Origin of the sequence: Pseudomonas sp. NDM (assembly GCF_003105095.1) — a bacterium.
Classification (GTDB): Bacteria; Pseudomonadota; Gammaproteobacteria; order Pseudomonadales; family Pseudomonadaceae; genus Aquipseudomonas; species Aquipseudomonas moraviensis_A.
The window spans coordinates 42,644-56,254 of sequence record NZ_QETJ01000021.1 but is presented as its reverse complement, the minus strand read 5'-3'; the positions used below and the strand labels follow the sequence as shown (position 1 = coordinate 56,254).

At 58.1% G+C, this 13,611-nt stretch carries 17 protein-coding genes and 1 tRNA gene; 7 read left to right on the top strand and 11 right to left on the bottom strand.

The features are described from left to right. Positions 1-129: 129 nt before the first annotated feature. The 4 genes from DCO47_RS07850 to DCO47_RS07835 all read left to right on the top strand — a co-directional run bounded on the left by DCO47_RS07850 (position 130) and on the right by DCO47_RS07835 (position 3,773). Positions 130-1,461: an MFS transporter gene (locus DCO47_RS07850; RefSeq protein ID WP_116657856.1), complete on the top strand. Its 1,332-nt coding sequence runs from the start codon at positions 130-132 to the stop codon at positions 1,459-1,461. 193 nt (positions 1,462-1,654) lie between these two features. Next, a complete protein-coding gene (locus DCO47_RS07845) occupies positions 1,655-2,389 on the top strand; it encodes a hypothetical protein (protein ID WP_116657855.1) in 735 nt (244 codons plus the stop codon). An 85-nt stretch (positions 2,390-2,474) separates the two neighbouring features. Beyond that, entirely contained in the window at positions 2,475-3,113 is a 639-nt protein-coding gene (locus DCO47_RS07840) for a LysE family translocator (protein WP_042608161.1), read from the top strand. A gap of 156 nt (positions 3,114-3,269) precedes the next feature. Beyond that, positions 3,270-3,773, top strand: a complete 504-nt coding sequence (locus tag DCO47_RS07835; protein WP_042608160.1) for a DUF4142 domain-containing protein — start codon at positions 3,270-3,272, stop codon at positions 3,771-3,773. Between the two features lie 170 nt (positions 3,774-3,943). Here DCO47_RS07835 and DCO47_RS07825 read toward each other — a convergent pair whose 3' ends face one another. Then, positions 3,944-4,354 (bottom strand): low affinity iron permease family protein, encoded by a 411-nt coding sequence (locus DCO47_RS07825; RefSeq protein ID WP_016771301.1) that lies wholly within the window; start codon positions 4,352-4,354, stop codon positions 3,944-3,946. Between the two features lie 176 nt (positions 4,355-4,530). Between DCO47_RS07825 and tam the strand changes: the two genes are divergently transcribed. Then, positions 4,531-5,301 (top strand): trans-aconitate 2-methyltransferase, encoded by a 771-nt coding sequence (tam, locus tag DCO47_RS07820; RefSeq protein ID WP_064362613.1) that lies wholly within the window; start codon positions 4,531-4,533, stop codon positions 5,299-5,301. Positions 5,302-5,431: 130 nt separating this feature from the next. On the opposite strand, the gene DCO47_RS07815 is transcribed toward tam, so the two are convergent. Next, the gene (locus tag DCO47_RS07815) at positions 5,432-6,160 is read right to left on the bottom strand and encodes a trans-aconitate 2-methyltransferase (RefSeq protein WP_116657853.1); all 729 of its coding nucleotides are present in this window, start codon (positions 6,158-6,160) and stop codon (positions 5,432-5,434) included. Between the two features lie 429 nt (positions 6,161-6,589). Here DCO47_RS07815 and DCO47_RS07810 point away from each other — a divergent pair, with 429 nt between their 5' ends. Continuing rightward, complete coding sequence (locus tag DCO47_RS07810) at positions 6,590-6,949, top strand: DUF6124 family protein (RefSeq protein WP_039760852.1); 360 nt, start codon at positions 6,590-6,592, stop codon at positions 6,947-6,949. Between the two features lie 67 nt (positions 6,950-7,016). Here DCO47_RS07810 and DCO47_RS07805 read toward each other — a convergent pair whose 3' ends face one another. The 9 genes from DCO47_RS07805 to DCO47_RS07760 all read right to left on the bottom strand — a co-directional run bounded on the left by DCO47_RS07805 (position 7,017) and on the right by DCO47_RS07760 (position 12,780). Then, the gene (locus tag DCO47_RS07805) at positions 7,017-7,373 is read right to left on the bottom strand and encodes a type II toxin-antitoxin system HigA family antitoxin (protein WP_042608155.1); all 357 of its coding nucleotides are present in this window, start codon (positions 7,371-7,373) and stop codon (positions 7,017-7,019) included. After that, positions 7,373-7,675, bottom strand: coding sequence for a type II toxin-antitoxin system HigB family toxin (locus DCO47_RS07800; protein WP_116657852.1), 303 nt, complete (start codon positions 7,673-7,675; stop codon positions 7,373-7,375). Before DCO47_RS07800 ends, DCO47_RS07805 begins: the two co-directional genes overlap by 1 nt. Before the next feature lie 175 nt (positions 7,676-7,850). Next, positions 7,851-8,258, bottom strand: a complete 408-nt coding sequence (locus DCO47_RS07795; RefSeq protein ID WP_064362606.1) for a type II toxin-antitoxin system HicB family antitoxin — start codon at positions 8,256-8,258, stop codon at positions 7,851-7,853. A gap of 35 nt (positions 8,259-8,293) precedes the next feature. Next, positions 8,294-8,473: a type II toxin-antitoxin system HicA family toxin gene (locus DCO47_RS07790; RefSeq protein ID WP_082367752.1), complete on the bottom strand. Its 180-nt coding sequence runs from the start codon at positions 8,471-8,473 to the stop codon at positions 8,294-8,296. Positions 8,474-8,910: 437 nt separating this feature from the next. Continuing rightward, positions 8,911-8,984, bottom strand: a tRNA-Gly gene (locus DCO47_RS07780). Positions 8,985-9,142: 158 nt separating this feature from the next. After that, complete coding sequence (locus tag DCO47_RS07775) at positions 9,143-10,027, bottom strand: alpha/beta fold hydrolase (RefSeq protein ID WP_116657851.1); 885 nt, start codon at positions 10,025-10,027, stop codon at positions 9,143-9,145. Positions 10,028-10,343: 316 nt separating this feature from the next. After that, complete coding sequence (locus tag DCO47_RS07770; RefSeq protein ID WP_083353378.1) at positions 10,344-11,036, bottom strand: pseudouridine synthase; 693 nt, start codon at positions 11,034-11,036, stop codon at positions 10,344-10,346. 33 nt (positions 11,037-11,069) lie between these two features. Then, positions 11,070-11,300 carry a cysteine-rich CWC family protein gene (locus tag DCO47_RS07765; RefSeq protein ID WP_064362599.1) on the bottom strand — a complete coding sequence of 77 codons (231 nt, stop codon included), beginning with the start codon at positions 11,298-11,300 and terminating at the stop codon, positions 11,070-11,072. After that, positions 11,293-12,780: a sensor domain-containing diguanylate cyclase gene (locus DCO47_RS07760; protein WP_042608152.1), complete on the bottom strand. Its 1,488-nt coding sequence runs from the start codon at positions 12,778-12,780 to the stop codon at positions 11,293-11,295. Before DCO47_RS07760 ends, DCO47_RS07765 begins: the two co-directional genes overlap by 8 nt. Before the next feature lie 370 nt (positions 12,781-13,150). On the opposite strand from DCO47_RS07760, the gene DCO47_RS07755 reads away from it, so the two are divergent. Further along, a complete protein-coding gene (locus tag DCO47_RS07755) occupies positions 13,151-13,555 on the top strand; it encodes a hypothetical protein (protein WP_065615200.1) in 405 nt (134 codons plus the stop codon). Positions 13,556-13,611: the final 56 nt, after the last annotated feature.

Sequence of the window (13,611 nt, the reverse complement as noted above, 5' to 3'; positions counted from 1 at the left end):
GTGTATCAGGCGCCGCATAGGTTGCCTGACACACCGCTATCGCGAGCAGGCTCACTCCTACAGTTGAAACCGCATACCAGACAACAAAAACAATCGGACGCCCATCGGCAGTCCGCCTGGAGAAAAACTATGAGCCTCAATGTAATGGAGGCGGGCGTGAGTCCGTCCGTCGATCACGACGCCGAGAAAGCCCTGGTCAGCAAAGTCGCCTGGCGCCTGATGCCGCTGATCATGGTCTGCTACCTGTTCGCCTTTTTCGATCGCATCAACATCAGCTTCGCCAAATTCCAGTTGCAGACCGACCTGAGCCTGAGCGACACCGCCTACGGTCTCGGCGCCGGGCTGTTCGTGGTCGGTTACGTGCTGTTCGAAGTGCCGAGCAACATGATGCTGTACAAGGTCGGCGCACGGCGCTGGATTGCGCGGATCATGATGTCGTGGGGCGTGGCGACGGCGGCGATGGTCTTCGTCAACAGCGAATGGCAGTTCTATGCGCTGCGCTTTGTCATCGGCGCGATGGAAGCCGGGTTCGCCCCCGGCGTGCTGTATTACCTGACACTCTGGTTTCCACAGCACTTCCGTGGCCGCATCACATCGATGCTGTTTCTCGCCTCGGCATTCGCCGGACTGGTCGGCGCGCCGTTCTCCGGGCTGGTGCTGCAACACCTCGACGGCGTATTGCAGATGCGCGGCTGGCACTGGTTGTTCCTGCTCGGTGGCGTGCCGTGCATCGCGCTCGGTTTTCTCGTGCTCACCCAGCTCAAAGACCGCATCGAGGATGCGCACTGGCTGACCGCTGACGAGAAGAAATTGCTTTCCAGCCGCATCGCCCATCACGAGCCGCACAAAAGCGGCGGCTCATTGCTCGCGGCGCTGAAAATCCCCGGTTTCCTGACGTTGGGTTTGATTTACTTCCTGATCCAGGTCGCGTCCTACGGCCTGAATTTCTGGGCGCCCCAATTGATTCGCAGCGCCGGCACCGAAGGCCCGGTGATGATCGGCCTGCTGACCGCCATCCCGTACATCTGCGGGGCGATCAGCATGGTCGTGATCGGACGCTTGTCAGACGCCACCGGTGAGCGGCGCAAGTTCGTCGCCGGGCTGGTGATCGTCGGCGCGATCGGCTTCTTCAGCGCGGGGATCTTCGCCAGCCACACGACATTCCTGATCGTCGCGCTCGGGCTGCTCGGTGCGGGCATCATCGCTTCGATCCCGAGCTTCTGGACCCTGCCACCGAAGTTGCTCGCAGGTGCCGGTGCCGGCGCGGCAGGCGGGATCGCGGTGATCAATACCCTGGGGCAGTTCGGCGGGATCGTCAGCCCGGTCATGGTCGGACGCATCAAGGACCTCACCGGCAGCACCACCCCGGCGCTGTACGTCATCGGCGTCGCCGCGCTGATCGCTGCAGCATTGCTGCTGTGGGGCTTGCCGCAGAAGTTGCGGACGCTGGACAAGTATTGAGATTGGCGGCGTCTGTGATGACGCCTTCGCCAGTCGGCTCGCTCCCATATTTGGAATGCGCTCTCCTGTGGGAGCGAGCCTGCTCGCGAATTCCGACTTCAGACGCATGAGAAGAGTGGCTGGCCTGATCTGTTGAATCCTCCGATGCAGAAAGGGAATGTGCTCGCCTGGAAATATCTTCAAGGAGCAGGAATTGACAATGAAGTCCATGTGGATCAGCGCTGCGGTGCTCTACGGATGGTTAATGACTGGGCAGGCGTGGGCCGATTGCACGCCGCCTGCGATCAGCGGGGAAGCGGATTTTTCTCTGTGCAAGGACTGGCCGGCTTATTCGCAGTTGACGATTACCGCGCTTTCGACGTTCGTGCCCGATCCCGTCAATGCCGACGGCGGCAGGGTGGGTTCATACAATCTCGATTTGGCCGTCATCTCGGCAGGCAGTGCCCAACCGCTGGCGACCTATCATCAGCCGTCGGCGTTTCTCTCCGATGCTATCGGGCTGGAGAGTCTGGAACTGGATACCGCGCGCTATAAACTCACGCCCGACCTGCGTGCATTCGGCGTACGCGCCCATTTCAAAGGCTCCTCACGCGTCAATCCGCTGGATGAAACGTTGCTGTCGCTCTATGTGAAAGAGGGCGACAAGTTGCGCCCGGTGCTGGATCGCTTGGTCGTCTACAGCTTCAGCGGCGAATGGGATGGCAACTGCGCGGGCGAGCGCTCGGAGACGGTGCGCACGCTCGAGATGGGCAAAACCGGTGCCCATGGTTATGCCGATATCATTGTCCGCTCAGTCACCACGGGCCTGGCCGGTGAGGGACCACCTGACAGTTGCGAAATGAAGACCACCCACGAAAAGCCAGTGCTGACCACGTTGCGCTACGACGGCAAAACGTACGTGTTGCCGCAAGGTTTCAAGGGCATGTGACTGGCGTTTTCACGACGCGCAGTGATCGGACGTGATCGGCTGATATAGACTTTGTGCCACGTATTCTGGCGCTTGCAGGTTTTCCATGACTCCATCATTGCTGTTGGCCGTTCTGGCTTCGGGTTTCATCTACGGGATCACGCCCGGGCCGGGTGTGCTGGCGGTGTTCGGGATTGGCGCGGCGCACGGGCGGCGGGCCGGGGCGGGGTTTCTGTGTGGGCACCTGCTCGGCGATGTGATCTGGTGCAGCACAGCGCTGGTGGCGATTGTTGGCGCGCGGGAAATCGGCAGCACTGCATTTGATGTGCTCGGCGTGCTTAGTGCGGTGTACCTGTTCTGGCTCGGCTGGCGTGCGGTGCGTGCCCAGCGTCGCAATGGCGACGAAGCGCAAGGCGCGGCGCGCCAGCCGTTCTGGCACGGCATCGTCTTCGGCCTGACCAATCCCAAGGCGTACCCGGTAGCGGTGGCGACCTTCACCGCGCTGCTGTCGAGTCGTGCCGAGTTGCTCAACTGGTCGATGCTGCCTGCGCTGATCGCCCTGAGTTTCATCGGCGGTGCGCTGGCTTACGCCATTCTTATCGGTGTGGTTGGCGCGCAACGAGTGCGTACGGTGTATCAGCGTCACGAACTGCTGATCACCCGTTTGTGCGGCGTGATGTTTATCGGTTTTGCCATCAATGCGCTGGTGCACGCGCTCCCAGGGTTGATGCCGAACAAGGGCTGATGCTGAGCAAGCACCGTTCGTCGCGCCCCGGGCGGTTTTTCTAAACCTTTGACCGTCAAAGCATTCCTAAGTGAGGCGGACGCTTGTCCGCCGCGATATTTTGAGCAGCGGGTGAAACATGGCCCGCTTGAATTTTCAACGAAGGAGGGCGCGACCATGAGCCGGATGGCCACCCGTTTACGTAACGTCAGTTTTGCAACCCTGCTGGGCCTGTGCGCCAGCACTGCGTTCGCCCAGTCGCCTGCCGAATTCATCAACGATGCCTCCGCCAAAGGCATGGCCGACATCGAAGCCAGCCGTCTGGCCCACGGCAAGACCGAATCGAAAGAGGTCAAGGATTACACGATCGTCGTCATCAACGACCGCACCACGGCCAACCAGCATCTGGCGAAAATCGCCAAGAAACTCGACCTGCCGGTTGCGCCCCGCGAGGAACTAGCCGACAAGGCCAAAGAGTTGATGCCGGAAGTGAAGGACGGCGCAACCTTCGATCAGGCTTACGCCGCCAGTCAGGTCAAAGCCACCGAAGAGGCGATTACCCAGATCGAACAACAGGCACAGACCACCGACGTGCCTGAGATCAAAGCGTTTGCCGATGAGACCTTGCCGAAATTGCAAAGTCATCTGGAGAAGGCCCGCGCGTTGCAGGCCAGTCGCTGAGTTCGCTGTATCATTGCAACGCGACCGAAACCTTCAGTTGAAATGCGATGCGTGCCCTGTGGGAGCGAGCCTGCTCGCGAAAGCTGCGTGTCAGTCAATGAGGTTTTGACTGACCATCCATCTTCGCGAGCAGGCTCGCTCCCACAAGTGTGTTTACACCCTGGATTTGTTCAGCACTCGTTCAAATCCTGCTTCGGCTTGCTCTTGTCACCCAGCCCCTCTAGATCAAACACCTGATTCTCACCCAGTGCGCGGTAATGCCGGCGCAGCGCTTCCAGCTGTTTCAAATCCAGCGCCTCCAGCCCGAGCATCGCGTTCTGCGCCTCCTTGTTCACCCGCAGCAGCTCATCGAGTTTCAAATGCAGAATGTCGGTATCGCGGTTCTGCGTGTTCTGAATCAGGAACACCATCAGGAACGTGATGATCGTCGTCGAGGTATTGATGATCAGCTGCCACGTGTCGTTGTAACCAAAAATCGGCCCGCTCAACCCCCACAACCCGATCAGAATCAACGCCCCCATGAACGTCTTCGGGCTACCGGCCCACAGGGCAAGTTTCTGGGCAATCTTGGCGAATTTCATGATGGAAGTCCTTGTTTTGGGAGCCTGAAATTCAGACATCGGCGTTGCGCTGAAAATTCTAATTACAAATAACGGGACCGGACGCTGAACGCGAAGCGAGCTCATTGGCCTGATCGCTGTATGGTATGGCCAGCTGCATTTCCCGATTGCAAGCCATGCCCCGACAGGAGAACGCAATGAGTTGGTCTGCCAAGCAATACGTCGCTTTCGAAGATGAACGCACCCGCCCGGCCCGAGATCTGCTGGCGGCAATACCCACGGCGCAGGCGCGGGCGGTGGTGGACATTGGTTGCGGGCCGGGCAATTCCACCGAGTTGCTGGTGCAGCGGTTTCCTGAGGCAAGGGTCAGCGGCCTCGACAGTTCGGCAGACATGATTGCCGCCGCGCGCAAGCGCTTGCCAGATTTGCAGTTTCAGGTGGCCGAGATCGACAAATGGGCTGACCAAGGTCCGTTCGATGTGATCTTCGCCAATGCGGTGTTGCAGTGGGTGCCTGATCACCATTCGTTGCTGCCGGCTCTGGCGAGCAAGCTTTCAGAGGGCGGCAGCCTGGCGATCCAGATGCCGGACAACCTCAACGAACCGTCCCACCGCTTGATGCGCGAAGTCGCTGCGGATGGACCGTGGGCGAGCAAGCTTGCAGGCGCTGCGGGACAGCGTACCGACATGGCAAGTGCCAGCGAGTACTTTTCGATGCTGCGGCCGCACTGCACGCGGGTCGATGTGTGGCGCACGACTTATCATCATCCACTGGCGGACGGAGCGGCGGGGGTGGTTGAGTGGTTCAAGGGCAGTGGTTTGATTCCTTTTCTGAGCCCGTTGACCGAGGAGGAGCGGGCGCAGTATCTGCAGCAATATCTCGCGGTGGTTGCAGAGGCTTATCCAGAGCTGGCCGACGGCTCGGTGCTGTTGCCGTTTCCGCGTTTGTTTATTGTTGCGACTCGCTGAATCACGCCTCTAAGTTTCTTGAGTTCGCCACGTTATCTCAGGTCGGCGCATCTCTCGAAAGCAACCCGGTCGGTTCCCTCTCCCCCGGGAGAGGGTTAGGGTGAGGGGCCTTTCGGAGCATGAAACCCGATCATCGCTGCACTGCCACCAGCATCATCATCGGCCGCTCGCGTTCTTCGGCCAACGCCGGTTGCGCTGCGACCTCTTCGTCACTCGGTCCCCACTCATTGACGTGACGAATATTGAAACCCGCTGCGATCAACGTATTGAGCAACGTGCCCACGGTCCGATGCTGCTTGATCACGCCGTCGGCCAACCAATTCGTTACCCGCTCGCCTTCCATCTGATAGCTTTCCAGCGGCCAGCGCTTGCGACCTTCGTTGTCGATCAGCCAACCCGGATTGCGTGGCGCCATGAAAATCGGATGTTCAATTGAAAAGACGAAATGCGAACCCGGTTTGAGTGCGGCATACAGTTGCGCGAACAACCCCGGGAGATCTGTTATGTAGTGCAGTGCTAGCGAGCTGTAGGCGAGGTCGAAACTGCAGGCAGGCAAGTCGAGGTGTTCGAGGTCGGCGCGTTCATAGCGCACATTCGCGACGGTCGTCGATTGCCGTGCGCGGTCGAGCATCCTCTCGGAGACGTCCAGCCCCAGCACGCTGGCCGCGCCTTGCTCGACTGCCCAGCGACTGAACCAGCCATACCCGCACCCCAGATCAACCACATTCAGACCGTGCATGACCGGCAGCAATGCCTTGAGCGCTGGCCATTCCGGCGCGGCATCGAGGCCGCCGATCGAGCGATTCATCTGGCTGTAGCCGTGGAAGAACTCGGGATCATCGTAGATGTTTTGCGTCATGTTGACGGTGTCCTTTCAATCCGTTTGCGTTGAATGTGTCGGAGAAATTTCTCTTTTCCCAGCGCTTTTACACGTGGTGCGCCATGGCTGTTTAAAGTCGAATCGCGTTACGTCCCGATGCCTACAAATCCTTGCGCCGCTGCCTACCGGTACGCCAGAATCCGCCGGCTTGTGCGCCTGGAGGGCGGTCGGTAACTTGGTTCGCGTCACTGATTTCCAGTGATCGGGTTTAGCAGCCCGGCCAGGATTGACCAACGGTTGCACATGTACCTTCCAGTCAGGCTTCGCCTGCACTTGATGGTGGCTGTGCGCATGGCACCCTCGGGTGCGCCGGGTTTTGGACTTCCTACCGGTCTGCTAACTTGCGTACAGCTGCCACCCTTTCGTATAGCAGCGGGATGGTCGCAGTTACCACTACAGGAAGATTCCATGTTCAAGGTAACGCCAAATCCGCCGGAAACCGACCCGGCCTCTCCGTACGAGTCCCTCGACTCAAAAAAACTCCACGAAGCCGCCGAACGCGCCCTCGACCACTATCTCATCCCACCGAAAACCACTTCACCGCCGTACCAGACCAGCAGCATGTTCCAGGTCAACCCGAGCACCGACACCGAGTCGCTATTGGTCAACGCCAGCGAATCCCTCGGCTCGGCCAGCGTCATGCTCGGCGATTTCGCTGCCTTGCTCGACGGCAGCCAGCGCAAAACCCTGCTCGGCATCGCCCAGGTCGTCATGCTGGGCGAACTGGCGGTGAATCAGGTTTTGGATAATGTGGTGCCGGTGGGTTAGCCGGCGTTGATTTCCGAGTAAAAAGAAACCGGTCGTTGCGACCGGTTTTTCGTGCGATATATTTTCTTCAGACACTGGCGAGCAGGCATTCATAAGGAATACGCAAACCATCGTGCAGACGTTTGATCATCGCCAGACTCAGCTTGCGTTTGCGGTTCAGCACCTCCGAAACGCGGCCACTTGTGCCAATAAAGGGCTCAAGATCCCGCGGTGTCAAACCTTGCTGATCCATACGAAATTTGATGGCTTCAATGGGATCAGAAGGCGGCATCGGAAAATGCTGCTCCTCATACTTTTCGATCAGCAGAGCGAGAATTTCCAACTCATCGCCCTCCGGCGAGTCGATTTCTGCACCCCACAGCTGTTCCATGCGCAGCAATGCTGCGCTCAGGTCTTCCGGGCTACGAATGGGTCTGATGTTCATTAAACGGTCTCCGCGTTGATCTGGTCGTATTGAGCGTTAGTCCCAACGAAGCGGATAAAGCCGAGTTGCCGTTGGTAGTCGATCGCCAGAATCACTCGATATTTATTCCCGCCGATATTGAATACCACCCTGGCTCCCTTGAGGACGCTAACCGTTCGCAGCTCAGCTTTAACCTCTTGCTGAGTTCGATAAATCGCCTTTTCCATGTGGCGGTACCATTCAACGAGAGGTGTCTGAGCATCAGAATAAGCTGGTGTGCTTTCCCAAAATTGTCTTAGCGTCGCTCTTGCAATTATCCGCATCCATGCCTCCTCCCGATATGGGAGATGCTAGTCGTTACTGAGTGGAGAGGCAATCTTGAATGTGCCTCTCGGACAGGCGTTCAACATTGAATTTCAAGACATGTACTGGATGCATTGGCGCAAACGTCAGACATGAAAAAACCGGCTACTGAGAGCCGGTTTTCGGTAAGAATTTTTAACCTTGCTGCAAAACTTTCAACGCCGCCGAAGCCAGAAACCCCGATCGGCTTTTCTCCTCTGGATGATGCAAGACGTATTCATCAATGCGATTGAGCAAATGCCCTGGCAGAGTGATGTTGAGCTTCTGTGCTTTGCCTAGGTATTTGACTACGTCGATATCCACTACCGCCCACGCACATCCGGCGTACTTCGGATTGGCGACATGCAGGCTCAATTTGCTGGCCGGTGGAATCGGCGCATCGTCGTCTGCCAGAATTTCGAAATGACCTTCGATCGCCTCGCGCGCCATGGCGACGGCGTCATCAAGGTCTTCGCCGGCAGAAAAACAACCGGGAAGGTCCGGCACCTCAACTCCCCAGGCGTGTTCCTCGTCGCCTATTGAAATCGCAATCGGGTAAAGCATGTTCGTGATCCTCCATGGCCATGCTGAGAACGGATTCAGAGCATGGCCTGTTGCAAAATACTGACGGCCGTTTTTTTGAGCAGATCCTTTTTCGGATGCGGCACTGTTACCAGTCCAGGTTTGGTTGGATGCTTGAAGTGATGATGGCTGCCCCGGATGCGCACCAGAAACCACCCGTCTGCCACGAGTTGTCCGATTAAAAAACGGCTATTCACAACACCTCCTTGTGGTGTGCTTGGTGGTTACTATACCTACTGAACTCCGTAGATCAATAGACTTTCCACCGTGCAGCCATTGCTGCAGTCCGGCCAGGTGGTCAATCCAGTCTAGGCCGTGCATATTTCTAGGAGAGATGGTTGTGTTGCAGTGTTTTGCCATGAGGTTTAACGCGGCAAAACGGCAGCGCATCGCTCAACCAGTCATTGCGACTGGATGAGCGAACGTGGCCGCCGCTACAACGAAGGAGGGCGACGTTGATATCGATCCTTCTCTGGATGATTTTCAGAGTCGCTGGGTTTTTTTTTGGAGCTAAATGCTTTTCCTTGGAAATCGTCTTTCACCAAATTCCAGACACAAAAAAACCGGCCATCAAGGCCGGTTTTTCTATTCCTGCATCCCCCGTCAGACAACCCAACGCGAGATCAATATTCGGTGGAGCGGGTAGAGGGAATCGAACCCTCATCTAAAGCTTGGGAAGCTTTCGTTCTACCACTAAACTATACCCGCTCAGAGCGGCTGACTTTGTACCAGACTCGGCCACGGATTTGAAGTTTTCTTTTCTTCGTCATGGCTTTGCCACGCAGAAATCGGTCGATCGCGAGCAAGTGCTGCGCCGGTGCAGTAAGGCACCTCAGGCTTGCAGCCTTGCCCGCGATGACGCGGTTTCAAATGGCCATTGCATGTTGATCCTGCACAAACGAGTAGCGCGTTCGGCTGGCTTGCGGCGCGGGTTTCAGAAAGCCGAGCAGGGCGTTCTGGCTGTCGCGGCAGGCGGCTTTGTGCTCCATGTCGAGGAAGTGCCCGGTGGCTTGCAGGGTGGTGAAGCTGCTGTGGGCGACGTGATTGCCGAACAGGCGCGCATCCTCGGCGGCGGTGTATTCATCCCATTCGCCGTTGAGAAACAGCACCGGCACGTTGATTTTTTCCGCCGCGTTCAGATAGCACTGTCGATCGCTGTGCAGCACGTCGTTGATGTTAAAGTGCATCTGCCCGTATTCATGCTCGGCGAGGCTGCTGACGTGGCGATAGTTGAAGCGCTTGAAAAGAGACGGCAGGTGTTTGCCGATGGTGTTATTGACCAGATGGCCGACCCGGTCGCCGTCGCGGCTGCCGAGGTAGTCGACGCCGCGCTCGAGGTAATCGAGCATGTGTGCATTGATCACCGGTGAAAACGAGCTGATCACGGCTTTTTCGATACGCCGGGGCTGCTGGGCGAGGGCGACCAATGTTGCCGCACCGCCCCATGAGAAGGACAGCACGTGCTCGGCAGCAAAGTGGTCGATCAGCTCCAGCAGAATCTGCCCTTCGACTTCCTTCGTCAGATGTTTCTCATGCCGGTTGTGGGCTTTTGACCGGCCCGCGTAGGGCTGGTCGTAGCAGACCACGTTGAATTGCGGGTGCAGGTTTTTCACGGTCTGTGCAAACGACGCAGTCGTGGCCATCGAGCCGTTGACCAGGATGATGGTCTTTTCTGCGGCGTCTGCGCGATAGAACTCCGTGTAAACCCGATACTGACCCTGTATATCCAGCACAGCGATTTCTGGCCTCATGTCATAAGACTCCTGGCAAGCAAGCGGGTATGCGCGCAATCGAGATTGCACGAGCTTTGTGACAGGTAGGCATACGCCTGGAATGTGCTGGCCCATGTCGATCCGGTACGGCAGGTCGACGGGTGTTGTTATTGGCGGGCAGATTGCCGGCTGAGGCGCAGCCCCTAAGGGCAGACGACCGACAAAAAGTTTCTTGGAAGTATGTGGTGACTAATCGGTCACATTTCGGCCGACGTCCTGATTCAAGCAGGGGAGCCAGGATCACGCAAGTGCGGTTGGTAAATTGTTCGACAACTTCGGCTGAGTGGTAGCGGGCTTAGAACAAATGGATCTCTTCGGTGCGTAAAACGCGGTACTCGCCCGGTTTTAGCGCGTGGTCGAGGGCCAGTTCACCGATGGATTCGCGATGCAGGCGCAGCACTTTGTTGTTGAAGAAACCAAACATGCGCTTGACCTGATGGTAGCGGCCTTCAACGATGCTCAGCCGCGCCGAGCGTGGACCGAGCAGCTCCAGATGCGCCGGTTGCGTGGTCAGATCCTCGAAAGCGAAGTAGATGCCCTCGGCAAATTTCAGCGCGTAGCCTGCGTCGATGTCCTGCTCGGTTTCGACGTAATAGACCTTCGGCAGTCTGGTTTGCGGCTGCGTCAGTCGCCGCGACCAGGCGCCGTCGTTGGTGATCAGCATCAGCCCGGTGGTATTGAAGTCCAGACGCCCGGCGATGTGCAGCTCTTCCTTGTCCGGTTCATCGAGCAGGTCGAGCACGGTCGCATGCTGCGGATCGCGGGTGGCGCTGACGCAACCCGGCGGTTTATGCAGCATGAAATAGCGCGCCGGTTTGCCGCTTTGCAGCACCTCATCGTCGATTTCGACCCGGCTGAATTCCAGTACCTCACTGTGCGGGTCGCTGACGATTTTTCCGTCAATCCGCACGCGCTTTTCCACCAGCAACAGGCGAACCTGCTGACGGTTGTAGCGGGGCAGATTGCTGAGGAAACGGTCGACGCGCATGGTCAGAATTCAACGTAAAAAGGGTCGCGCATCTTACGGGATCGGCCGCCGGCCTGCTTGCAGTTGCGCTTCGACCTGCGCGCAGCGCGGGCACAGGCAGGCTTGATTGCGCAGCTCGAACGGCAGCGCCTCGAGCACTGCCGGATCGATGGTTACGCCGTAACACCAGCATTCGCGGTCGGCGGTGCGCGGGTCGGCGAGGCTGCAGTCGTTGCGGGCGCCACACGCAGGGCAGTGTTCGGGTTTGACGTTGAGATCAGGCATAGGTCGAGTGCGGCATTTCCATGCAGGTGCGGTTGCGCCCGGATTGCTTGGCGCGGTACATCGCATGATCGGCCCGGGACAGCAGGCTGTGCAAGGTGTCATCGCGTTGCACGGTGGTGGCGCCGATGCTCACCGTCAGATGCAGGCTGTGGCCGTCGTAGGCATATTCGTGTTGCTCGACGTGCTGACGGATTTTTTCGGCGATTTTCTGCGCGGTCTCGCCGTCGGTGTCTTTCAACAGAACGATGAATTCTTCACCGCCCCAGCGGCAGACGATATCGGCATGGCGCAGGCAACTTTGCAGATCGCGGGCGAACCCGATCAACACCTGATCGCCGGCCATGTGCCCGTAAGTATCGTTCAACGTCTTGAAGTGGTCGAGGTCAAGCAGCAAAGCGGTCAGCGGCCGGGTTTCGCGTTGAGCCTCGTGCAGTGCCTGCGCGGCAAGAATGTCGAAGCCGCGTCGATTCGGCAGTTCGGTGAGGCTGTCGAGGGTGGCATGTGCCTGAATCTTCGCCTGGAAGCGTTTGATCACCCGATTGAGCAGCGCCAGCACTATCAGCGTCACCAGCAGGCAGATCAGCAGATTGAGATACAGCGACTGGCGGATTTCGCTCAGCGCGCCGTCCTCGCGTTTATCGACGAACAGGTACCAGTTCAACTCGGGGATAAACCGCACGTTGAGAAAATGTCCCTGGCCGTGGGTGGAGTATTCGTAACTGCCGCTGTGCGGCTTGGGCAACTGGCTGACAAGACTTTTCATGCTTTCCAGTTCGCCGAGGCCCTGGCCGATGTGCGCGCCTTCCGGGCCGCCCTCGGCACCGGTCAACACGAGACGGCCGAAGGTGTCGACGAAGTACACGCTGCGTTGATAGCGCTGTTGATACTTGTCGATCAGCTTGATCACCGCGTCCACGGTCAGGCCCACACCCGCGGCGCCGATGAAGCGGTTGTGGTAGTCGTAGACCTTGTAGTTGATGAAGAACGTCAGGTTGTCCTTGTTGGCCAGATCCGGGTCGACGTTGATCTCGTACGGATCCCGCATGTCGCGTACGCGGAAATACCAGGCATCGCGCGGCTCTTCGATTTTGACCTGCTTGAGCACGCCTTTGGCGTGGTAGTAGGTGAGCGTGGCATTGGAAACGAAGAATGCGGTGTAGGCGCCGTAATGGGTCATGACTTCGTCGAGGTAACGGGTCATCTGCTCGGGGTTCTGTTCGCCGTTGACCACCCAGTCGCGCATGAATGTGTCGCGGGACATCATCGAAGAAATCAGGATCGGCCGGACCAGGTCTTTCTGGATTTCCGAATAGACCGTGTCGGAGGTCAACGGCAGTTCGGTGTTGACGATGTTGTCGCGGATCGACGCGCGGGACGCGAAATAGCTCAACAGCGAGGTGGCGAGAAACCCGGCGCCGAGCAGGGCGACCAAGGTGAGCACCAGTGAACGTTGCGAGTACAAGGGAGAACGAAGCGGCATGGCAGATCCGTTGGCAGTGGCCCGATGGGATGCATTCTAGTGGGATGGTCGGGAAAACACTGCGGGATTTGTGCCTGAAATGGCGGGGGATATGACTCAGCGGTGTGTCAGGGAAATCGCATCCGTCTACCGGATAGAAAAGCTGATTGTGGTGATGGCGAAATTGGTGATCGGCTCGGTATCAGTCAAATGATCGCCTGTGAAACTAATCTCCGTGAGGTAAACAGGATTTCATAATCACTTGTTTCAACTTGTTGCAGGAACGCACCAGATTCGGAAAACGCTGTCTGATTTTTCGACAGTCACAGAATTGTTGACTGTCGCCTGCCAGCGTCGCTGGTGTGGCCAACCCGCGGTCCAGGAGGCCGCCATGTATCGCCGAATCGTACTGCTTGCCGTGATGCTTTTTTCCCTTGGCGGATGCGTCCCATATTCATACGGAGACAGCTACTACAGGTCAGAGGTCTACACATCACCCGCACCGGCCTATTACAGCGGTGGCGGCTCCTATTACCGTAGCGGCGGCACCTATTACACCCAGCCGCGCTATTACCAGCCAGCGCCGCGGTACTACCAGCAACCGCGCTATTACCAGGCCCCCCGTCACTATCAACCGGCCCCACGCTATTACGAAAGCCGTCGCTGGCACGGCAATGATCGCGGACGTTGGGACGGCCACCGTCGCGGCGGTTGGGACAACGACCACCGTGGCCGCGGCAGCTACGATCGCCACAGCGGTCGCCGTGACTACAACGGCCGTGGCAACCGCTGGTAATTAACCGTAAACAAACAAGCGGCGCATCAGGCGCCGCTTTTTTTTGCCCGTCGAAA

Coding starts and splice junctions, on each gene's coding strand:
- DCO47_RS07850 (WP_116657856.1), top strand. CDS start 130: ATGAGCCTCAATGTAATGGAGGCGGGCGTGAGTCCGTCCGTCGATCAC.
- DCO47_RS07840 (WP_042608161.1), top strand. CDS start 2,475: ATGACTCCATCATTGCTGTTGGCCGTTCTGGCTTCGGGTTTCATCTAC.
- DCO47_RS07835 (WP_042608160.1), top strand. CDS start 3,270: ATGAGCCGGATGGCCACCCGTTTACGTAACGTCAGTTTTGCAACCCTG.
- DCO47_RS07825 (WP_016771301.1), bottom strand. CDS start 4,354: ATGAAATTCGCCAAGATTGCCCAGAAACTTGCCCTGTGGGCCGGTAGC.
- tam (WP_064362613.1), top strand. CDS start 4,531: ATGAGTTGGTCTGCCAAGCAATACGTCGCTTTCGAAGATGAACGCACC.
- DCO47_RS07815 (WP_116657853.1), bottom strand. CDS start 6,160: ATGACGCAAAACATCTACGATGATCCCGAGTTCTTCCACGGCTACAGC.
- DCO47_RS07810 (WP_039760852.1), top strand. CDS start 6,590: ATGTTCAAGGTAACGCCAAATCCGCCGGAAACCGACCCGGCCTCTCCG.
- DCO47_RS07805 (WP_042608155.1), bottom strand. CDS start 7,373: ATGAACATCAGACCCATTCGTAGCCCGGAAGACCTGAGCGCAGCATTG.
- DCO47_RS07800 (WP_116657852.1), bottom strand. CDS start 7,675: ATGCGGATAATTGCAAGAGCGACGCTAAGACAATTTTGGGAAAGCACA.
- DCO47_RS07795 (WP_064362606.1), bottom strand. CDS start 8,258: ATGCTTTACCCGATTGCGATTTCAATAGGCGACGAGGAACACGCCTGG.
- DCO47_RS07775 (WP_116657851.1), bottom strand. CDS start 10,027: ATGAGGCCAGAAATCGCTGTGCTGGATATACAGGGTCAGTATCGGGTT.
- DCO47_RS07770 (WP_083353378.1), bottom strand. CDS start 11,036: ATGCGCGTCGACCGTTTCCTCAGCAATCTGCCCCGCTACAACCGTCAG.
- DCO47_RS07765 (WP_064362599.1), bottom strand. CDS start 11,300: ATGCCTGATCTCAACGTCAAACCCGAACACTGCCCTGCGTGTGGCGCC.
- DCO47_RS07760 (WP_042608152.1), bottom strand. CDS start 12,780: ATGCCGCTTCGTTCTCCCTTGTACTCGCAACGTTCACTGGTGCTCACC.
- DCO47_RS07755 (WP_065615200.1), top strand. CDS start 13,151: ATGTATCGCCGAATCGTACTGCTTGCCGTGATGCTTTTTTCCCTTGGC.